Raw genomic sequence first — 19,467 nt, 5'->3', positions numbered from 1 at the left:
GCTAGCCGTGTTTCGCCTCCGCCGAGAAGAAGACCGGGCAGGACTCGCCTTCGCGCTCTTCCAGCAAGGCCAGTTGCTGTTTGTTGTGATGTTGATAAGCGCGTTGCCATGCCGACTGGCGCAGGGCCGGCATCACCTGTACCGCAGTGACTTTGAATTCCGGACAATGCGTGGCCCAGTCCGAGTTGTCGGTGGTGATCACATTGGCACCGGAGTCGGGATAGTGGAAGGTGGTGTAGACCACGCCCGGTTCGACGCGTTCGCTGACCCGTGCCCGCAGTACGGTCTCGCCGGCGCGGCTCTTGATGCAGGCCCAGTCGCCATCCTCGATGCGCCTTTCTTCCGCGTCGACGGGATGGATTTCCAGCCGGTCTTCGGTATGCCACCGTGTGTTCTCGGTGCGGCGCGTGAGCGACCCGACGTTGTACTGCGACAGGATGCGCCCTGTCGTCAGGATCAGCGGATAGCTGGGCGTCACTTTTTCATCGGTCGCCAGGTATTGCGTGATCACGAACATACCCTTGCCGCGCACGAAAGCGTCGACATGCATGGTCTCCGTCCCCGCGGGGGCGGCCGCATTGCAAGGCCATTGCACGCTGCCCATCCGGTCGAGCAGTTCGTAGCTGACTCCGGCGAAGCCGGGCGTCAGGCTCGCGATTTCGTCCATGATTTCAGACGGGTGCCGATAGTTCATCGGGCAGCCGAAAGCCTGGGCCAGCCGCTGCGTGACCTGCCAGTCGGCGTAGCCGGCCAGCGGCTCCATCACCTTGCGCACGCGCGAGATGCGGCGTTCGGCATTGGTGAATGTGCCGTCCTTTTCCATAAAGGATGAGCCTGGCAGAAAGACATGGGCGTACTTGGCGGTTTCGTTCAGGAATATGTCCTGCACCACCACGCATTCCATCGCCGCCATCGCCGCAGTCACATGCTGGGTGTTCGGGTCGGACTGAACGATGTCTTCGCCTTCGACGTAGAGGGCCTTGAACTCGCCGGCCAGCGCGGCATCGAACATGTTCGGAATGCGCAGTCCGGGTTCGGCCGAGAGTGCGACTCCCCATGCGCGTTCGAACAGCCTGCGCGTCGCGCCATCGGAGACATGGCGATAGCCGGGGAATTCGTTCGGGAACGAGCCCATGTCGCAGGAGCCCTGGACATTGTTCTGTCCGCGCAGCGGGTTGACGCCGACGCCGTCGCGCCCGATATTGCCGGTGGCCATCGCCAGGTTGGCGATACCCATGACCATGGTCGAGCCCTGGCTATGTTCGGTCACGCCGAGACCGTAGTAGATGGCGGCGTTGCCGGCTTGTGCGTACAGGCGAGCCGCCGCTCGGATTTTATCGGCCGCCACCTGGGTGATTTCCGCGAGTGCTTCCGGGGAGTTTTCCTCGCGCGCCACAAAAATCTTCCAGTCGGCGAACGAACGTCCGTCGCAGCGCTCGTCGATGAAATCCAGATCGAGCAGCCCTTCGGTGACGATCACATGGGCGAGCGCGGTGATCATGGCGACATTGGTGCCGGGCCTGAGCGCCAGGTGCAATTCGGCCGCGACATGCGGCGCGCGCACCAGATCAATGCGGCGCGGATCGATCACGATCAGGCGGGCGCCTTCGCGCAAGCGCTTTTTCAAGCGCGAGGCGAATACCGGATGACCGTCGGTCGGATTGACGCCGATGAGCATGATCACGTCGGCCGTGTCCACCGACTTGAACGACTGGGTGCCGGCCGAGGTACCGTAGGTCTGTCCGAGGCCATAGCCGGTTGGCGAGTGGCATACCCGGGCGCAGGTGTCGACGTTGTTGTTGCCGAAACCGGCGCGTATCAGCTTCTGTACCAGATACGCTTCTTCGTTGCTGCAGCGCGAAGAGGCGATGCCGCCTATCGAATTCTGGCCATAGCGGTTCTGGATGCGCCTGAATTCGCCGACGGTATAGTCGATCGCCTCATCCCAACTGACCTCGCGCCATGGTTCGTGGATGCTTTTCCGTATCATCGGCTTGGTGATGCGGTCGGGGTGGGTGACGAAACCCCAGGCGAAGCGGCCCTTGACGCAGGCGTGGCCCTCGTTGGCGCGACCTTCTTTCCACGGCACCATGCGCACCACCTCCTGACCCCGCGTTTCGACGCGAAAGCCGCAGCCGACGCCGCAATAGGCACAGGTGGTCACGGTTGCCCGCTCGGGCAGGCCGTATTCGAGCACGGTCTTCTCCAGCAAGGCTCCGGTCGGGCAGGCGGCCACGCAGGCACCGCAGGACACGCATTCCGACTCCATATAAGACTGCTTCACGCCCGGCGTCATGCGTCCGGCAAAACCGCGACCGCTTACGGTCAATGCAAAACTGCCCTGCACCTCTTCGCAGCTGCGGACACAGCGATTGCACATGATGCAACGGGAGGGGTCGTACACGAAGTAGGGATTGGAGGCGTCTGTGGCGCACTGTAGGTGGTTGGCCCCCGCTATGCCGTAGCTGCTGGTGCGCAAGCCGAGTTGTTGTGCGATGTCCTGCAGCTCGCAATCGCCGCTGGACGGACAGGCGCGGCAGTCTTGCGGGTGATCCGACAGATAAAGGTCGAGTACGCCGCGGCGCAGCGCATGCAGGTCAGGGGTCCGGGTTTGCACCCGCATGCCGTTTTCGGCCGGCGTGGTGCAGGAGGACGGATAGCCGCGGCGGCCTTCGATCTCGACCACGCACAAGCGACAGGAGCCGATTGGCTGCAGGCAGTCGCTCGCGCACAAACGCGGTATGTCGATGCCGAGCAGGGCGGCTGCGCGCAGCACGGATGTGCCTTCCGGAACGGTCACAGGGCGACCGTCGATTTCGAGTGTGAGGTGGCGGTCGGACACGCTCTCGGGGGTTCCGTAGTCCATTTGCTTGAGCAGCGGGTTCATCGTGCCTCTCCTTGGGCCACCGCCGGACAGGCGCCGGTGGCGAAATCTTCCGGGAAATGGTCGAGTGCCGACAAGACCGGGTAGGGGGTCATGCCGCCCATCGCGCACATCGAGGCCTTGCGCATGATCGCGCACAGCTCGCGCAACCGTGGGGCGGCCGTCGCTTCGCCGGCGCGCAACTGGTCGATCAGCTCCACGCCCCGCGTCGAGCCGATACGGCAGGGAGTGCACTTGCCGCAGGATTCGGCGGCACAGAATGCCATGGCATGGCGGGCCTGTTGCAGCATATCGACGGTATCGTCGAATACAACGACACCGCCATGGCCGAGCACCGCGTCGGCGGCAGCAAATGCTTCGTAGTCCAGCGGCAGATCAAACTGGGCTTCGGTCAGGTAGGCGCCGAGGGGGCCGCCGACCTGGACTGCCCGGATCGGCCGTCCCGAGGCCGATCCGCCGCCGTAGTCGTACAGCAGCTCGCGCAGGGTGACGCCGAAGGCGCGCTCGACCAGCCCTCCGCGGCGGATATTGCCGCCGAGCTGTATCGGCAGCGTGCCGCGCGAGCGTCCGCTGCCATGGGCGGCGTAGGCCGTCGCGCCGTTGGCGAGTATCCGCGGCACGCTGGCCAGCGAGATGACATTGTTCACGACCGAGGGTTTGCCATACAGACCGGACAGCGCCGGCAGCGGCGGCTTGGCGCGGACAATGCCGCGCTTGCCTTCCAGACTCTCCATCATGGCCGTTTCTTCGCCGCAGACGTAGGAGCCCGCGGCCTGGCGGACCTCCAGATGGAAGCTGCGGCCGGATCCGAGAATGTCGTCGCCGAGAAGGCCGGCCCGTGCCGCCAGTGTCGCGGCCTCGCGCAGGATGGCCAGCGCCTGCGGATATTCGGAGCGCACATAGATATAGCCGCGGGTGGCGCCGACGGCGATGGCGGCGATGGTCATGCCCTCGAGCAGCATGAAGGGGTCGCCTTCCATCACCATGCGGTCGGAGAAGGTTCCCGAATCGCCTTCGTCGGCATTGCACAGGATGTACTTCTGGTCGGCTTCGGCCTGTGCCACGGTGCGCCATTTGATGCCGGTCGGAAAAGCCGCGCCGCCGCGGCCGCGCAAGCCGGCCGCACTGACTTCGTCCACGATGGCTTCCGGCGGCAGGGTCAGCGCGCGGCGCAGACCGGCATAGCCGTGCTGCGCCTGGTACTCGGCCAGCGACAGCGGAGCGATCACGCCGACGCGCGCGAACGTCAGGCGTTGCTGATCGCGCAGATAGGGCAGTTCTTCGGTCGGCCCCTGAGCAAGTTCATGCGCGCCGCCGTGCAGAAAACCGGCATCGAACAGGCTGGCCACATCCCCGGCGCCGACCGGGCCGTAGGCGATGCGCGCCGCACCCGTCTGCACTTCGACCAGCGGTTCCAGCCAGAACATGCCGCGCGATCCGTTGCGCACCAGTTCGACCGGCTCGCCGCGCCGCGCCGCCTCCTGTTGAATGGCTGCCGCGGTCTCATCGGCTCCCACTGCCCGTGCCGCCGAATCCAGGGGGACAAATATCCGTATTGGCATCATGCCTCCCGCGCCTGGTGCAGCAGTTGATCGAGCCGGGCCGGGTCGACGCGCGCATGCTGCCTGTCGTCGAGCTGGATGGCCGGTCCGCTCGCGCACAGGCCGAGGCAATGAACGGCCTCCAGTCCGAACGCCCGGTCCGGGCTGTGTTCATGCAGCTTGCAGCCGAGTACGCGCTCGGCGTGCGCGGTCAATTCGCGCCCGCCCCGTGCCTGACAGGCTTCGGCCTGGCAGACATGCACGGTGTGGCGCGCCGCCGGTTCGCTGCGGAAATGCTGGTAGAAACTGATGACGCCATGAATCTCGGCGCACGACTGGTTCAGTGCACCGGCGATGCGGGCGACGGCCGAATCGGGTATATGGCCGAACGCGTCCTGGATGGCGTGAAGGATGGGCAGTAGAGCGCCCGCTTGCTGGCAATGGTTTTCGAGAATGCGGTCGATCGCGACCGATTCCTGCGTGTTCTGTGTATTCAATACCGGCTCCATGCGCTGGCCTGCCGCGCCTACGTCGCGACGGCGACCGCCGTGGTCCGTTTGCTGAAGGGCAATGAGCGGATCCGGGGGCGCAACAAAGATTTGAAAGGCAAAATCGTGGATGAAGGAAGGCGCGAATCACCCTGCGCGCGTGACGGGCACACTTGCACGTTCTCGCCAAGCGCGTCTTGCGGACGCGCCCGGCGTCGGCCGGGAGGTCAAGCGACTCCGCTCATCCCTGGATGGCGATGAGCGCGATTACATTGAATGCCGGAAATAGCATAGTGCCATGACGTCTACTCCTGTTGCGTGCAACTTCTTGCTTGAAAATAGGAGCGTGCGCAGGCAAGCCCCCACCGGGTTGGCAAGATATTTTTTTGTGGAGCAGCAAGCTCCTGATTTTGCACAGGCCGGTCATGTCGTCCTGTTTGAATGCGTGAGCAGGCCCAGGCTTCCATCGGGTCCGGTCCGTGCGCGCTTCCTCTCGTGGAATGCGGCGACCGTAGGCCGAGAGCGATTCTCGGGGCTGGCTCGGACATAGCGACACCATCTGTGCCGCTATGTCGTCCCGCGCCTGTAGCGCAAGGACTACACGCTACGGTAGCGAAACCTGGCCCGGCATTCATTGATCAAGCACAGATCGTTTCGCTTGAATCCGGATTTTCCGGCCCCGGAGCGGGGAGGGCTTCAACAGGAGGGGGCTGCCCGCGGCGGTGGCGGCGGGCGGCGGGGCGTTACCAGTTGGTTTCACGGTCCGGTGAGGCGCTGATCTGATGAATGCTCAGGTCGGCGCCGTTGAATTCTTCTTCTTCGCTGAGGCGGATGCCGACGGTGCACTTCAGCAAGGAGTACACCAGATAGCCGCCGCCAAACCCGATGGCGATGCCGCCCGCCGTTCCGATCAGTTGCGAGATCAGACTGACGTCGCCGCTGCCGCCCAGTGCGCGCTGTCCGAACAGGCCGGCGGCGATCCCGCCCCAGCTTCCGCACAGCCCATGCAACGGCCAGACGCCGAGTACATCGTCTATTTTCCAGCGGTTTTGCGTCAACGTGAACATCCACACAAACAGCGCGCCTGCCATCAGCCCCACCACCAGTGCGCCGACCGGATGCATGATGTCCGAACCCGCACACACGGCGACCAGCCCGGCCAGTGGCCCGTTGTGAATAAAGCCGGGGTCGTTTTTTCCCAGCCACATGGCGCTCAGGATGCCGCCGGCCATCGCCATCAAGGAATTGATGGCAACCAGGCCGGAGATGCCTTCGATTTTTTGCGCGCTCATGACATTGAAGCCGAACCAACCGACGATCAGTATCCAGGCGCCCAGGGCGAGAAAGGGGATGGAAGAGGGCGGGTGAGCGGCGATGCGCCCTTCCTTGCTGTAGCGTCCCCGGCGCGCGCCGAGCTTGAGTACGGCGGCCAGGCCGATCCAGCCGCCGACCGCGTGGACGACCACGGATCCGGCGAAGTCATGGAAGGGGTGCCCGAAAGCCTGCGTCAATGCGCTCTGGATTCCAAAATGATTGTTCCAGGCCATGCCTTCGAAAAAGGGATAGACCAGGCCGACTAATAGAAACGTGGCGGCGGACTGGGGGTGAAATTTGGCGCGCTCGGCGATACCGCCCGATACGATGGCCGGAATGGCGGCGGCAAAGGTCAGCAGAAAGAAGAATTTGACCAGTTGATAGCCATGCTGCTGACTTAACTGGTCGGCGCTGCCGAAGAAACTCACCCCATAGGCGATGCTGTAGCCGATGAAAAAATAGGCAATGGAGGAGACGGCAAAGTCGGTAAGGATTTTGACCAGGGCGTTGACCTGGTTCTTGCCGCGTACCGTACCGAGTTCGAGGAAGGCGAATCCGGCATGCATGGCCAGAATCATGATGGCGCCCAGGAGCAGGAACAGTACGTCTGTCGATGATGCGTTAGGCATGGAATTCCCGTGGTGGTCGATTTCGATCGCCATAGGTAAAGCAAGTCGGGTGCCAGAGCGGGGCGCGATGCACTATGAAAGGAAGTGTTGCACCAATATCGGGGTCGTGACGCGCCATCTTGAGGCGGCAGGCAGGGATGTGTCACGTTTGTGGTGCGCGGCGGCACCGTTGTGGTGATTAAGTTCCTGTTTGGTGCGCGCGGTTTGCCTGGGGCCGCCTGCCCGTTCTGGTGCCGCCCCAGGCAAGCGGAGGATGAAAAGGCAGGCGCGGCGTTGATCGCCGCGTTGCCTGCGCAACGATCAGCGGTCGTGCCAATGAGGGCCGCCGCGGTCGAAGCCGCCATGATCGTGGTCGCCGAAAGGCAGGATGATGCAAGCGCTCAAGGTGGCCAGGAGGCTGCACATGACGAGGGTGGCAAGAATGCGGCGCATGGTTGTTTCTCCGTGATGAGGCCGGCTCGCGCGTCGGACGCGGCAGTCGGACAATGGCGTGGGCAGGTGCGTCCCTACCCGCGGTGAACGGTTGTAACCATAGCAGGACGACAGGGAGCGCGGATGCCGCACGGCGTTAATTGTTGTTGCCGAATGTAATGCGCTTCGATTCTGTCCGGGCGTCTGAACCGTGGCCGCGTCCGCTTGTCCAAGTGCAGCGGCCACGGTAAACAGGAAGCGGTTTTGCCTGTCCCGCCGCCAGGGGATAGACTGTTCGCATCCCGTCATCCCTGCCTGCCATGATACCCAGCCCGCATATTGCCGCCCGCCTTGCCTCGATCGAGCCTTTTCACGTGATGCGCATTCTGGAACAGGCGCGCGAGCTTGAGGCCATGGGCCGCGATGTGATTCACCTTGAGGTCGGCGAGCCGGACTTTCCGACGCCTCCTGCCATCGTCGCCGCCGGCATGGCCGCGCTGGCGAACGGCAAGACCTTCTACACGCCGGCAGCCGGCCTGCCTGCGTTGCGCGAGGCGATTGCCGGCTTCTATCGGAGCCGGTTCGGCCTCGATATCGATCCGGCGCGCATCATCGTGACGCCGGGTGCCTCCGGGGCGTTGCAGCTGATTCTGGCCCTGCTGGTCGGGCGTGACAGCGAAGTCTTGCTGACCGATCCCGGTTATCCGTGCAACCGGCATCTGGTGAGCCTGTTCGAAGGGCGCCCGGTCAATGTTGCCGTCGATGCTGCGACCCGTTTTCAATTGACCGGGGATCACGTCGCCGCGCACTGGAACGAACGGACGGTCGCCGCGCTGGTGGCCAGCCCGGCCAATCCGACGGGCACGGTGCTGGAAGCGGCCGAGATCGCCGCGTTGGCGGCTGCCGTCGAAGCACGCGGTGGTGCGCTCATTGTCGACGAAATCTATCAGGGGCTGGTGTATGATCGGCCGCACGAGACGGCGCTGAGTGCGTGTGATTCGGTCTTCGTGGTCAATAGCTTTTCCAAGTTTTTCCAGATGACGGGATGGCGGCTGGGGTGGTTGGTCGCTCCGCCCTCCTGCGTCCCCGATCTGGAGAAGCTTGCGCAGAATCTGTTTCTGGCCGCGCCCACGCCTGCGCAGCATGCCGCGCTGGCCGCTTTCGCCCCCGAGACACTGGCCGTGCTGGAAGAGCGCCGGCAGATTCTGGACCTGCGGCGTCGACATTTGTCCGGCTTGCTCGCGCAGATGGGCTTCGTGCTGCCGGCTGCCGCGCAGGGGGCCTTTTACTTGTGGGCGGACTGTCGTCATCTGGATGCCGACGCCAGCCGCTTCGCCTCACGTCTGCTGGCAGAAGAAGCCGTTGCGGTGACGCCGGGACTCGACTTCGGGCGTGGCCGGAGCGAGTCTTTCCTCCGTTTTGCCTATACCCAGGCGCCGCAGCGCCTGGATGAAGCGGCCGAGCGCATGGCGCGCCTGCTGCGCAGAGGGGGATGACCGTTGTGAACGCCATGCCGTATGGCAGGAGAGCCTTGATGTCTGCTATCCAGTTGTTGATCATCGATCCGCAGAACGATTTTTGCGATATACCGTCCGCTGCGCTCCCCGTCGCGGGCGCGAGCCGCGACCTGGAGCGCCTGGCCGCCTTGCTGGATCGCCGGGGCCAGCACCTGGCCGGCGTGACCGTGACGCTGGACTCGCACCATGCCTACGATATCGCCCACCCTTCTTACTGGCGCGATCCATCCGGCCTGCCGCCGGCCCCTTTCACCCGGATCGATCTGACGGCATTCGAAAGCGGAAGCTGGGTGCCGGTGGATGCGCGTCGCCACGTGCATGCGCGTCTGTATCTGCGCGAGACCGCTTTGACTATCTGGCCGGAACATTGCCTGGTCGGCAGTTGGGGGCAGGGCATCTATATGCCCTTGCATACGGCGCTCGCCGCCTGGGAGCGTCGCGAGCACCGGGTACCGGTATTGCTGCATAAGGGCTTGAATCCCGACACCGAGCATTTTTCGGCTTTTGAAGCCGAAGTGCCCGATTTGCACGACGCGCATACGCAATTCGATGCGCGTCAGGTTGCGCATCTGGTGGCGGCCGAGCGTGTGATCGTGGGGGGCGAGGCCCTGTCGCACTGTGTCGCGGCCTCGGTGCGTACCCTGATCCGCCATCTGGGGCCCGATTTTGCGGCCAAGCTGGTGTTGCTGAGCGACGCCTCGAGCCCGGTGCCCGGCTTCGAGGCCGAGGCGGCGGACTTTCTCGCTGAAATGGCCGCGCTGGGCGTACGGCTGGCCGTGACGGAGACGGTGCTCGATTGAGTGTTCTGCCGCCCCCGTTTCGCGTGTTCCGAAAGCCCCGTACAATCCGCCGTATCGAATGTTTTTATCAGGAATCACATTATGGCCAAACAAGAACTCGACCCGGATACCCAGGCACTGCTGGACTGGTGCGCAGAAGTAGAAGGTTTTCTGGTTGCCGCCGGCGCGACCCTGGCCGAAGCGCAGCAGCATATCGAAGAACAGGCGGAGTGGTTTACCGACCAGTTTTTTGATGGTCTGACTCCGGAAGAGGCTGCCCAGGCCGCGCTCAAGGACTGATCTGTCCGTGTTTTGCCCGGGGCGTGCCTGCGCCCCGGCGATGGTCCCCTCCTGTTTTCCCGCCCTTCCCCCTCTTTCTTTCCGCATGCGGCTTGCCGTTTGGCCCCGCCGCATCTGTCCATGACGATTTGTGCGATTTATTGATGATCATTTTGATTGATACTCGGCTTTTTGTTTGATATTCCGCAAATTATTTGTCTGTTAAAACGCAATACAATCTATTCGAACATTAACTAGCATGAATATCGAACAAGGAAGTCGGGTATGAACTTAATCGATCAATTGCTCGCCAGGGACACCATCCTGCTGCAAGGACATGCCGGGACCTGGCAGCAGGCGGTACGGCTGGGGGTCGACCTGCTGGTGGAAGCGGGCTGTGTCGAGGAACGCTATTACGACAGCATCATTGCCATGACCGGCGAACTCGGCCCCTGGTACCTGCTGGCCCCCGGGATGGCGATGCCGCATGCGCGCCCGGAGGAGGGGGTGCTGAAAAACGGGTTTGCATTGGTGACGCTGGAAACGCCGGTCGTGTTCGGTGATCCGGACAACGACCCGGTCGACATTTTGATCACGCTGGCGGCGACCGATGCCAGAACCATGAACGAGCAATCCATTGTCGAAGTCGTCACCTTGCTGGACGACGAGGCACGGGTAGAACGCCTGCGCCAGGTGCGAACCCGCGACGAATTACTGACCCTCTTCAACGAAATTCAAGGATAACGCCATGTCTCTACCGATGCTGCAACTCGCACTGGACAACAAATCGCTGGCCGATGCGCTGGCCTCGACCCGACTTCTGGCCCCCGAGGTCGATGTACTGGAGTGCGGCACCATCCTGGTCTGCGCCGAAGGCATGCAGGCGGTGCGCTGTTTGAAGTCGCTGTACCCGAATCATATCGTGCTGGCCGACATCAAGGCCGCCGACGCCGGCTCCATCCTGGGGGCCATGTGCTACGACAATGGCGCCGACTGGATGACGGCGATCTGCTGCGCGCCGATCGCCACGATACAGACCGCGCTGGCCGAAGCGAAGAAGCGCGGCGTCGAGCGCGACGTTCAAGTCGAATTGACCGGCACCTGGACCTGGGAAGAAGCGACGCTGTGGAAAGAAGCCGGCGTCAGGCAGGTGGTGTATCACCGTGGCCGCGATGCCCAGGCGGCGGGACAGTCCTGGTCGGACGAGGATCTCTCCAAAATCCGGAAGCTGGCCGGCATGGGCTTTCAGCTGTCCATCACGGGGGGGCTGACCGTCGACGACCTGCCCTTGTTCAAAGGCATCCCGGTCAAGGTCTTCATCGCCGGGCGCGCCATTCGCGATGCGCAGGATCCGGCCGCCGCCGCTCGCGCCTTCAAGGCGCGTATCGCCGAGATCTGGGGGTAAGCGGCATGGACGAGCGCCTGCGCCCCATGCTGGGGATTTACGAAAAGGCCCTGCCGCCCGGGCTGGCGTGGGCGCGCCTGCTCGCCGTCGCCCGCGATGCGGGGTATGACTATGTCGAAATGTCGATCGACGAATCGGATGCCAGGCTTGCGCGTGTCGAGTGGTCGGCACGGGAAAAAAGCGACTTCCGCCATGCGATGGCAGAGAGCGGCTTGCCGGTGCGCTCGATCTGTCTATCCGGCCATCGCCGCTTTCCACTCGGCAGCGCCGACCAGGAGATCCGGCGCCGCGCGCGGGACCTGATGGTGCGTGCGATCGATCTGGCTGCGGAAACGGGAATCCGCACCATCCAGTTGGCCGGGTACGACGTGTTCTATGAACCATCGACTGCCGACAGTCGCCAACGCTTCGAGGAAGGGCTCGCATGGGCCTGTTCGCTGGCCGCGAATGCGCAGGTGACGCTGGCGATGGAAATCATGGATACCCCGCTGATGGGATCGATCAGCAAATGGCTGCCTTACGCCGAGAGAATCAAAAGTCCCTGGTTTCAGGTCTATCCCGACCTGGGGAATCTTTCGGCCTGGGGCAATAACGTGCCGGTCGAACTCGCTCTTGCACAGGGGCGCATCGCGGCGGTGCATGTGAAGGATAGCCTGGCGGTGCGCGACGATTTTCCCGGCCAGTTCCGCGATGTGCCGTTCGGCAGCGGCTGCGTCGACTTTGTCGCGGCGTTCCGGGCGCTGGCGGCCATCGGCTATCAGGGGTGCTTTTTGGTGGAAATGTGGACCGACAAGGCGCCGGATCCGGTCGCGGAAGTCCGCAAGGCGCGCGAGTGGGTCGAGGCCCGCATGCGGGAAGGAGGGGTGCTGGCATGACATTGCAGACATTGAAACAGAAGGTGCTGGCGGCCAATCTGGCCTTGCCAGCGCATGGCCTGGCCCTGTTTACCTGGGGGAATGCCTCGGCCATCGACCGCGCCGGCGGACGGGTCGTGATCAAGCCGTCCGGGGTCGACTACGTGACGATGCGAGTCGAGGACATGGTGGTCGTCACCCTGGAGGGGGAGCTCGTCGAAGGCCGCTATCGCCCTTCGTCCGATCTGGCGACGCATCTTGCACTGTATCGCGCGTTCCCGTCCTTGGGCGGGGTAGTCCATACCCATTCCGCGCATGCGACGGCCTGGGCGCAAGCCGGGCTGGACCTGCCGGCGGAAGGAACGACACATGCCGATCACTTCTATGGCGAGGTGCCGTGTACCCGTCCGATGAGCCCGGCTGAAATCGGGGGCGCCTACGAAGCACAGACCGGCAACGTGATCGTCGAAACGTTTCGCCAGCGTCAGTTGAACCCGGCGCAAGTCGAAGCCGTACTCGTGCATGGTCACGGCCCCTTTACCTGGGGCGATAGCGTCGAGGCCGCCGTGCATAACGCGGTGGTGCTCGAAGAAGTCTCGCGCATCGCGATTCTGGCGCGTAGCGCGGGGCCGGTGCAGCCGATTTCACAACCGCTGCTGGACCGGCACTACCTGCGCAAGAACGGCGCAGGGGCTTATTACGGACAGACGGCGTCATGAGCGCGCCGCTTGCAGGACGGGGCGCCAGCACGCCGAATGCGCCCCGCAACGCTTACAGAGAGAATGATCATGGAATGCCGCCACGTTGAAATCGTCAATCCGACCGGTTTGCACACCCGACCGGGCAATCTGTTCGTCAAGCACGCCAAGAGCTTTGCTTCCGACATTCACATCGTCAAAAACGATAAGCGGGTCAATGGCAAAAGCCTGTTGACGCTGATGAAGGCCGGCATCTCGCTCGGCGACAAAATCGTGATTGAAGCGGAAGGGCCTGACGAGGCCGCCGCCGCGGATGCGATGGCGCATCTGATCGCCACGCTGACGGAGTAGGCCATGCACAGACTTAACGGAATCGCCGCCTCGCCCGGTGTCGCCATCGGACGCGCTTTTGTCTATGCTTTGCCGCCGCTCGAGATTTCCGATGCCCGGCTGCCCGCCAGCGCACTGGACGCCCAGCTGGAAAGCCTGCGCCTCGGCCTTGCCCGTGCCGCGAGCGGATTGAGCGAGCTGGCCGAGAGGGTGCGTGTCGAACGCGGGGCCGATCTGGCCGGAGTATTCGAAGGGCATCTCGAAATTCTGGGCGACGAGGAATTTATCGCCCCCATCGAGGCCTTGATCCGTGGCTCGCATCTGAGCGCTTTGGCCGCGATCAGACAAGCGGTCGAAATGCAGCGTCAGGAATTTCTGGCGCTGGAGGACGACTATCTGCGCGCTCGCGCCGACGATCTGGCCGACATAGGACGCCGCCTGTCCTATGCCACCGCGGGGGTGAACTTCAGCAGTCTGGCCGATCTTCCCGCCGGAGCGTTGTTGGTGGCGCGCGATCTTGCGCCATCCGATACGGCGCAGCTCGATCCTGCGCGCATCGCGGGTTTTGTGGTGGAATGCGGCGGTCGCACCAGTCACACCGCCATCATGGCGCGCACGCTCGAACTGCCGGCCGTGGTCGGTTGCGCGGGCTTGCTCGAGACCGTGCGCGATGGCGACTGGCTGGCCATGGAGGGGCGCGACGGCAGCGTGGTCGTCGCACCGGACGAACAGACCCTCACTGATTTCAAGGTGCTGCGCGAAGCTTTTCTCGACGAACGCGCCGCCATGCTGGAGCTGGCAAAGCTGCCCGCCGTCACGCTCGATGGCCAAGGTGTGATGCTGGCGGTCAATATCGGGACGCCGGCCGATGCCGAGGCCGCATTGCCCTGGAACCCGGATGGCGTCGGTCTGTATCGCAGCGAGTTTCTGTTCATGGACCGCCCGGGCCTGCCGGACGAGGATGAGCAGTACAAGGCGTATTCCCGGGTCGCCGCGCTGATGCAGGGCAAGCCGGTCATTCTGCGCACACTGGACGTGGGCGGCGATAAGCCGATCGCCGCCGTGCCATTTCCGCCGGAAGAGAATCCCTTTCTCGGCTGGCGCGGCGTGCGCATGTGCTTGTATCGCGAAGAGGGCAACCAGGACATTTTGCGGCAACAGCTGCGCGCGGCATTGCGTGCCGCTGCGAATGGCGATATCTGGGTCATGTACCCGATGATCAGCAATGTCGAAGAAGTCGAGGCGGTTCTCGCGCTGCGCGACGAGGTTCGCGCGGGGCTGGTCGCGGCCGGTATCCGGCATGGGGCGATCAAGACCGGCATCATGATAGAGACGCCGGGTGCGGCGTTGCTAGCCGACAAGCTGGCTGGGATGGTCGATTTTTTCAGCATCGGTTCCAATGATCTGACGCAGTACACCCTGGCGGCAGATCGCGGCAACGAGCGCATCGCGCGGTGCTACCAGACCTTTCACCCCGCCGTCTGGCGCTTGATTGCCATGGTGATCGAGGCCGGCAAACAACATGGTATTCCGGTTGGCATGTGTGGCGAACTGGCCGGCATCGAAGAGGCGGCGCTGCCCTTGCTGGGGCTGGGGCTGGATGAATTCAGCATGAGTGCCCAGTCTCTGCCGCGCATCAAGCGCCTGATCCGCCGCTGCCGCATGGACGAAGCCCGCGCCCTGGCGCACCGGGTGCTCGATGCGCGGACCGCACAGGAGGCGCTGGCATTGGCCAGCGATGCCATGCACGCCGTGATGCAGCGCTGAGCGAGGGGCGGGCGGTCGAGAGCCCGATCGTTCGCCCAGCATGTCATATTGATTTATTTGATCGTTTTTGGCACTATAGTTAACCTGATATGACGGAATCGATCATGAATAGCTCGAACGGCGCAGGAAAAATTACGGCGCAACGCCGCCTCAAGTATCTGACCCAGCTTGAAAAGCGGGGCACGGTGCGCGTCGTGGATCTGGCGCAGGCGTTCAATGTTTCGGAAATCACCGTGCGCCGCGATCTCGACGAATTGGCGCGCGAAGGCCTGGTCGAGCGTTTTCACGGTGGGGCGCGCCTGGTCGAGCGTCTCGGGCAGGAAACGCTGTTCGAGGACAAACCCAGGCTGCACGCGGTGGAAAAGGACGTCATCGGTGCCGTCGCCGCCGACTTCGTCAAGGATGACCAGACGGTGCTTCTCAATGGCGGGACCACGTCGCTGGCGATTCTCCGGCATCTGAAGGATAGAAACATCCGCATTGTGACCAATAATGCCGCCGCGCCGGCCGAGTTGGGCGAGTCGGTGGCCGAGCTGATTCTGCTCGGCGGGCAATATCGCAACAAGTCGCGTTCGCTGTATGGCGATCTGGCCTTGCTGGCCCTGTCGCAGGTCCATGCTTCGCTGTGCATCCTCGGCTCCAACGGCGTCAGCGCACGCACCGGACTGACGACATCGGTCTATGCCGAGACCGCCATCAACCGCATGATGGTCGAGCGCTGCAAGGGCGACGTCATCGTGGTGGCCGATGGTTCCAAAATCGGGGCGACGTCGAATTTTGCCGGCGTGCCGCTGGATCAGGTCAATGTCCTGATCACCGATAGTACGGCCGATGAAGAAGAACTCAACGCGCTGCGCGCCACCGGCTTGCGCGTCATCGTGTGTCAGGTGGATGGCGAGGCATTGCCAGCCGCGCGCCCGCACTACGAATAAACCGCTTCTCTTCCGTTCCGCCCTCTTCCTTGTGTCCGCGCGGGCCCCCGCCCGCGCGGAGTCCGTGTCTTCCGTTTTCTGTCCTGACCACTCTTCCGCGTTGACGGCGCATGCGCCTCATGCCCACGCCGTGTTCGATCGTTTCTATTTCCTTTTTGATTGATGTTCGTTTTTCGAGCAAAAACTTGGCTTAAATCAAACAAAAGGCTCGCTTATTCCTCGTTAAACCCGTTGATTTGTACAAAATCCGAGAGTAGCATGCGATTTATGTGTTCGATTTGATTGTTTTTGTGTTCGCTTCGATCGGACGGGAGCACGGGGCTACGCGGCTCCATCGTCCCACAACACTGCATCACGGGGAGAGTTTTATGAATGCATCTTTAGACGTGGTCATCGGCATCTGGAAAGGCCTGTTTGCCAACATCCTTGCCGAGCCGGCCATCTTCATCGGCCTGATCGTTCTGGTCGGCTACATCCTGATGCACAAGCCGCTGCACGAGTGTTTCAGCGGTTTCATCAAGGCGACGGTCGGTTTCTTCATCATGCAAGTCGGCTCGAGTGGCCTGGTCAGCAACTTCCGTCCATTTCTTGTCGGCCTGAAGGATCGCTTCGATCTGCAGGCCGCGGTTCTCGATCCGTATTTCGGTTTCAACGCGGTCAACGCCGGTTTTGCCAAAATGGGCTGGACGACTTCGCTGATCATGCTGGCCTTGCTGGTCGCCTTTCTGTGGAACATTCTGCTGGTGGCATTTCACCGCATCACCAAGGTCCGCACCCTGTTCATTACCGGCCACGTCATGCTGCAACAGGCGACGACCGGACTGTGGCTGATCTTCATCGGCGTGCCGCTGATGCAGAACTCGATCTGGGGCGTCATCACCTGCGGCATCCTGGTCGGCACCTACTGGGCCGTGTTCTCGAACCTGACCGTCGAAGCGACGCAGGATCTGACCGAGAACGCAGGCTTCGCCGTCGGCCATCAACAGATGCTCAGTGTCTGGATCACTCACAAGATCGGCGCGCGCATCGGCAACAAGAAGCGCTCGGTCGAACACCTCGAACTGCCGGGTTTTCTGCAGATCTTCAATGACAACGTGGTCGCGACCAGTACGCTGATGCTGATCTTCTTCGGTGCCATCCTGGTGGTGCTGGGACCGGACTATCTGGCCTCGCACAAGTTCTACAACCCGCAGGGCGGCGAGTGGTTCATCAAGTATATGTTCAAGACCACTATCCAGTTTGCGGTCTATCTCTACGTGCTGTCCGCGGGCGTGCGCATGTTCGTGGCCGAGATGACCGAATCGTTCAAGGGCATCTCGGACAAGATCCTCAAGGGTTCGCTGCCGGCGATCGACTGTGCGGCGATTTACGGTTTCGACGCAGCCAACGGCAACTCCATTCTGTTCGGTTTCCTGTTCGGCGCTTTCGGACAGTTCGCCGCCGTGATGGGCCTGATCATTTTCCATTCCCCGGTCCTGATCATTCCAGGTTTTGTACCGATGTTCTTCGATAACGCGACAGTTGGCGTGTTCGCCAACCATAAGGGCGGCTTTCGCGCCGTCGTGATCGTGTGCTTCTTGTCCGGTGTGATCCAGGTGCTGGGCGGTGCGCTGGCAGCGGGCGCCTTCGGCCTGGCCCAGTACGGCGGTTGGCACGGCAATTTCGACTGGGACACCTTGTGGCCATGCATCGGCTGGATGATTCAGAACTTCGGTTCGCTGGCCATCGGCGCCGTCATCCTGCTCATGCTTCTGATCCCGCAGCTGCAGTATCTGTTCAACAAACCCAAATACTTCGCCAGCACCGACACGGCCGAAGCCAGTAACTGAGGAGCATAGAAATGCTAAAAGTCATCGCCGCCTGCGGTAACGGCATGGGTACATCGCAAATCATCAAGATGAAGATTTCAAACGTATTCAAACGGCTGGGCGTGCCGGCCGATGTGGCTCACATGTCGGTGGGCGAGGCGAAGAGCCAGGCCGGCAACTATGACGTGGTGTTCTGCTCGGAATCGCTGATGAACAACTTCAGGGCGACCGCCAAGACGCGTGTGGTCGGGTTGAAAAACCTGCTCTCCGAGCAGGAAATCGAAGACAAACTCAAAGCCGCCGGCATCGTTTGATGCCCGATATGCAAGGAAGGAATACGGATGTCCAAAATCGATGAAATCACCAAAGAATCCTGGGTTCTGAGCACGTTCCCGCAATGGGGCAGCTGGCTGAACGAAGAAATCGAGGCCGAACGGGTCGCGCCAGGCAGTTTCGCCATGTGGTGGCTGGGCTGCACCGGCATCTGGCTGAAAAGCGAGGGCGGGGCCAATATCTGCATCGACTTCTGGTGCGGTAGCGGCAAGCGGACCAAGAAGAAGCCGCTGATGGACGCGCACCACCAGATGGCCCGCATGTCCGGCGGCAAAAAGCTGCAGCCGAATCTGCGCGTGTCGCCCTTTGTGCTCGACCCCTTCTCTATCCGCGAAATCGATGCGGTGCTGGCGACCCATGATCATAACGATCATATCGACGTCAATGTGGCGGCGGCGGTGCTGAAGAATGGCCCTGCGAGCGTGCCTTTCATCGGGCCGCAAGCCTGCGTCGACATGTGGGTCAAGTGGGGCGTGCCGCGCGAGCGCTGCATCGTGGTCAAGCCCGGCGATGCGGTGAAGATCAAGGATGTCGAGATCCTGGCGCTGGAATCGTTCGACCGTACTGCACTGATCACGGTACCGGCCGGCGTGACGCTGGCCGGAGCGATGCCGGGCAATATGGACGAGCGCGCGGTCAACTATCTGCTGAAGACGACGGGCGGCAATCTCTATCATAGCGGCGACTCGCATTACTCCAACTACTATGCCAGGCATGGCAACGATCATCAGATCGACGTGGCGCTCGGCTCCTACGGCGAGAATCCGCGCGGCATTACCGACAAGATGACGTCGGCCGATATCCTGCGCATGGCGGAGTCGCTCAAGACGCAGGTGGTGATTCCCTTCCACCACGATATCTGGTCCAACTTCCAGGCCGATCCGGAAGAAATCAATGTGCTGTTCGAGATGAAAAAGGATCGCTTGCAGTACGCATTCAAGCCTTATATCTGGCAGGTGGGCGGCAAATTTGTGTTCCCGGCCGACAAGGACAAGCGCGAGTACCACTATCCGCGTGGTTTCGACGACTGCTTCGACGGTGAAATCGATTTGCCCTTCACGTCTTTCCTGTAACGAATGGCGCCGCCCCGGCGCGGGGCGGCGCGTGCTACCGAGGTGTTGTGATGCTGTCTGCTGAACTTCTGGATTCGATGCACGCCTACTGGCGTGCGGCCAACTACCTGTCCGTCGGACAGATCTATCTGATGGCGAACCCGCTGCTGCGGGAACCGCTCGTGCGCGAACACGTGAAACCGCGCCTGCTCGGGCACTGGGGCACCACGCCGGGGCTGAACTTCCTCTACGTCCACCTCAACCGCGTGATCAGCCAGCGCGAACGGGAAATGATCTACATCACCGGCCCCGGCCACGGCGGTCCGGGCCTGGTGGCCAACAGCTGGCTCGAAGGCAGCTATTCGGAGATCTATCCGAACATTTCGCAAGACGGCGAAGGGATGCGCAAGCTGTTCAAGCAGTTCTCCTTCCCCGGCGGGATCCCC

At 62.5% G+C, this 19,467-nt stretch carries 19 protein-coding genes; 14 read left to right on the top strand and 5 right to left on the bottom strand.

The window, feature by feature from the left end; genetic code table 11:
* Nucleotide 1: 1 nt before the first annotated feature.
* The 5 genes from fdhF to G520_RS25750 all read right to left on the bottom strand — a co-directional run bounded on the left by fdhF (nt 2) and on the right by G520_RS25750 (nt 7,288).
* Entirely contained in the window at nt 2-2,887 is a 2,886-nt protein-coding gene (gene fdhF / locus G520_RS23540; protein WP_051229536.1) for a formate dehydrogenase subunit alpha, read from the bottom strand.
* The gene (locus G520_RS0119410) at nt 2,884-4,449 is read right to left on the bottom strand and encodes a formate dehydrogenase beta subunit (RefSeq protein ID WP_028537104.1); all 1,566 of its coding nucleotides are present in this window, start codon (nt 4,447-4,449) and stop codon (nt 2,884-2,886) included. Before G520_RS0119410 ends, fdhF begins: the two co-directional genes overlap by 4 nt.
* Nucleotides 4,446-4,922 (bottom strand): formate dehydrogenase subunit gamma, encoded by a 477-nt coding sequence (locus G520_RS0119405; RefSeq protein WP_028537103.1) that lies wholly within the window; start codon nt 4,920-4,922, stop codon nt 4,446-4,448. Before G520_RS0119405 ends, G520_RS0119410 begins: the two co-directional genes overlap by 4 nt.
* Before the next feature lie 734 nt (nt 4,923-5,656).
* Nucleotides 5,657-6,856: an ammonium transporter gene (locus G520_RS0119400; RefSeq protein ID WP_028537102.1), complete on the bottom strand. Its 1,200-nt coding sequence runs from the start codon at nt 6,854-6,856 to the stop codon at nt 5,657-5,659.
* A 300-nt stretch (nt 6,857-7,156) separates the two neighbouring features.
* On the bottom strand, nt 7,157-7,288 hold the full coding sequence (locus G520_RS25750; RefSeq protein ID WP_281424616.1) for a lipoprotein: 132 nt from the start codon (nt 7,286-7,288) through the stop codon (nt 7,157-7,159).
* A gap of 299 nt (nt 7,289-7,587) precedes the next feature.
* On the opposite strand from G520_RS25750, the gene G520_RS0119390 reads away from it, so the two are divergent.
* From G520_RS0119390 to G520_RS23530, 14 genes are all read left to right on the top strand, one after another.
* The gene (locus G520_RS0119390; RefSeq protein ID WP_028537101.1) at nt 7,588-8,763 is read left to right on the top strand and encodes a pyridoxal phosphate-dependent aminotransferase; all 1,176 of its coding nucleotides are present in this window, start codon (nt 7,588-7,590) and stop codon (nt 8,761-8,763) included.
* Between the two features lie 38 nt (nt 8,764-8,801).
* Nucleotides 8,802-9,584 carry a cysteine hydrolase family protein gene (locus tag G520_RS0119385; RefSeq protein ID WP_036666637.1) on the top strand — a complete coding sequence of 261 codons (783 nt, stop codon included), beginning with the start codon at nt 8,802-8,804 and terminating at the stop codon, nt 9,582-9,584.
* Between the two features lie 81 nt (nt 9,585-9,665).
* On the top strand, nt 9,666-9,863 hold the full coding sequence (locus G520_RS0119380) for a hypothetical protein (RefSeq protein ID WP_028537099.1): 198 nt from the start codon (nt 9,666-9,668) through the stop codon (nt 9,861-9,863).
* A 264-nt stretch (nt 9,864-10,127) separates the two neighbouring features.
* Nucleotides 10,128-10,586: a PTS sugar transporter subunit IIA gene (locus tag G520_RS0119375; protein WP_028537098.1), complete on the top strand. Its 459-nt coding sequence runs from the start codon at nt 10,128-10,130 to the stop codon at nt 10,584-10,586.
* Between the two features lie 4 nt (nt 10,587-10,590).
* Complete coding sequence (locus G520_RS0119370) at nt 10,591-11,247, top strand: 3-keto-L-gulonate-6-phosphate decarboxylase UlaD (protein ID WP_028537097.1); 657 nt, start codon at nt 10,591-10,593, stop codon at nt 11,245-11,247.
* Between the two features lie 5 nt (nt 11,248-11,252).
* Complete coding sequence (locus G520_RS0119365; protein WP_028537096.1) at nt 11,253-12,122, top strand: L-ribulose-5-phosphate 3-epimerase; 870 nt, start codon at nt 11,253-11,255, stop codon at nt 12,120-12,122.
* The gene (locus G520_RS0119360; RefSeq protein WP_036666634.1) at nt 12,119-12,820 is read left to right on the top strand and encodes an L-ribulose-5-phosphate 4-epimerase; all 702 of its coding nucleotides are present in this window, start codon (nt 12,119-12,121) and stop codon (nt 12,818-12,820) included. Before G520_RS0119365 ends, G520_RS0119360 begins: the two co-directional genes overlap by 4 nt.
* Before the next feature lie 69 nt (nt 12,821-12,889).
* Nucleotides 12,890-13,150, top strand: a complete 261-nt coding sequence (locus G520_RS0119355; protein WP_028537094.1) for an HPr family phosphocarrier protein — start codon at nt 12,890-12,892, stop codon at nt 13,148-13,150.
* Between the two features lie 3 nt (nt 13,151-13,153).
* Nucleotides 13,154-14,896 carry a phosphoenolpyruvate--protein phosphotransferase gene (ptsP, locus tag G520_RS0119350; protein WP_028537093.1) on the top strand — a complete coding sequence of 581 codons (1,743 nt, stop codon included), beginning with the start codon at nt 13,154-13,156 and terminating at the stop codon, nt 14,894-14,896.
* A gap of 104 nt (nt 14,897-15,000) precedes the next feature.
* Nucleotides 15,001-15,828, top strand: coding sequence for a DeoR/GlpR family DNA-binding transcription regulator (locus G520_RS23535; RefSeq protein ID WP_051229534.1), 828 nt, complete (start codon nt 15,001-15,003; stop codon nt 15,826-15,828).
* A gap of 368 nt (nt 15,829-16,196) precedes the next feature.
* A complete protein-coding gene (gene ulaA, locus G520_RS0119340; RefSeq protein WP_036666632.1) occupies nt 16,197-17,657 on the top strand; it encodes a PTS ascorbate transporter subunit IIC in 1,461 nt (486 codons plus the stop codon).
* An 11-nt stretch (nt 17,658-17,668) separates the two neighbouring features.
* Entirely contained in the window at nt 17,669-17,950 is a 282-nt protein-coding gene (locus tag G520_RS0119335; RefSeq protein WP_028537091.1) for a PTS sugar transporter subunit IIB, read from the top strand.
* Between the two features lie 27 nt (nt 17,951-17,977).
* Nucleotides 17,978-19,042, top strand: a complete 1,065-nt coding sequence (ulaG, locus tag G520_RS0119330) for an L-ascorbate 6-phosphate lactonase (protein ID WP_028537090.1) — start codon at nt 17,978-17,980, stop codon at nt 19,040-19,042.
* A 50-nt stretch (nt 19,043-19,092) separates the two neighbouring features.
* A partial coding sequence (locus G520_RS23530) for a phosphoketolase family protein (protein ID WP_036666630.1) occupies nt 19,093-19,467 on the top strand: 375 nt, incomplete at its 3' end.

This window comes from Paludibacterium yongneupense DSM 18731 (assembly GCF_000422925.1).
Taxonomy (GTDB): domain Bacteria; phylum Pseudomonadota; class Gammaproteobacteria; order Burkholderiales; family Chromobacteriaceae; genus Paludibacterium; species Paludibacterium yongneupense.
The sequence above is the reverse complement of the archived record's forward strand: the minus strand, read 5'-3'. Positions and strand labels throughout refer to the sequence as shown.

What these genes read in the sequence shown, in the direction of transcription:
- fdhF (WP_051229536.1), bottom strand. Translation starts at nt 2,887, where the DNA reads ATGAACCCGCTGCTCAAGCAAATGGACTACGGAACCCCCGAGAGCGTG.
- G520_RS0119360 (WP_036666634.1), top strand. Translation starts at nt 12,119, where the DNA reads ATGACATTGCAGACATTGAAACAGAAGGTGCTGGCGGCCAATCTGGCC.
- ulaG (WP_028537090.1), top strand. Translation starts at nt 17,978, where the DNA reads ATGTCCAAAATCGATGAAATCACCAAAGAATCCTGGGTTCTGAGCACG.
- G520_RS0119410 (WP_028537104.1), bottom strand. Translation starts at nt 4,449, where the DNA reads ATGATGCCAATACGGATATTTGTCCCCCTGGATTCGGCGGCACGGGCA.
- G520_RS0119365 (WP_028537096.1), top strand. Translation starts at nt 11,253, where the DNA reads ATGGACGAGCGCCTGCGCCCCATGCTGGGGATTTACGAAAAGGCCCTG.
- G520_RS0119400 (WP_028537102.1), bottom strand. Translation starts at nt 6,856, where the DNA reads ATGCCTAACGCATCATCGACAGACGTACTGTTCCTGCTCCTGGGCGCC.
- ulaA (WP_036666632.1), top strand. Translation starts at nt 16,197, where the DNA reads ATGAATGCATCTTTAGACGTGGTCATCGGCATCTGGAAAGGCCTGTTT.
- G520_RS25750 (WP_281424616.1), bottom strand. Translation starts at nt 7,288, where the DNA reads ATGCGCCGCATTCTTGCCACCCTCGTCATGTGCAGCCTCCTGGCCACC.
- G520_RS0119335 (WP_028537091.1), top strand. Translation starts at nt 17,669, where the DNA reads ATGCTAAAAGTCATCGCCGCCTGCGGTAACGGCATGGGTACATCGCAA.
- G520_RS0119355 (WP_028537094.1), top strand. Translation starts at nt 12,890, where the DNA reads ATGGAATGCCGCCACGTTGAAATCGTCAATCCGACCGGTTTGCACACC.
- G520_RS0119385 (WP_036666637.1), top strand. Translation starts at nt 8,802, where the DNA reads ATGTCTGCTATCCAGTTGTTGATCATCGATCCGCAGAACGATTTTTGC.
- G520_RS23535 (WP_051229534.1), top strand. Translation starts at nt 15,001, where the DNA reads ATGAATAGCTCGAACGGCGCAGGAAAAATTACGGCGCAACGCCGCCTC.
- G520_RS0119380 (WP_028537099.1), top strand. Translation starts at nt 9,666, where the DNA reads ATGGCCAAACAAGAACTCGACCCGGATACCCAGGCACTGCTGGACTGG.
- G520_RS0119370 (WP_028537097.1), top strand. Translation starts at nt 10,591, where the DNA reads ATGTCTCTACCGATGCTGCAACTCGCACTGGACAACAAATCGCTGGCC.
- ptsP (WP_028537093.1), top strand. Translation starts at nt 13,154, where the DNA reads ATGCACAGACTTAACGGAATCGCCGCCTCGCCCGGTGTCGCCATCGGA.
- G520_RS0119375 (WP_028537098.1), top strand. Translation starts at nt 10,128, where the DNA reads ATGAACTTAATCGATCAATTGCTCGCCAGGGACACCATCCTGCTGCAA.
- G520_RS0119390 (WP_028537101.1), top strand. Translation starts at nt 7,588, where the DNA reads ATGATACCCAGCCCGCATATTGCCGCCCGCCTTGCCTCGATCGAGCCT.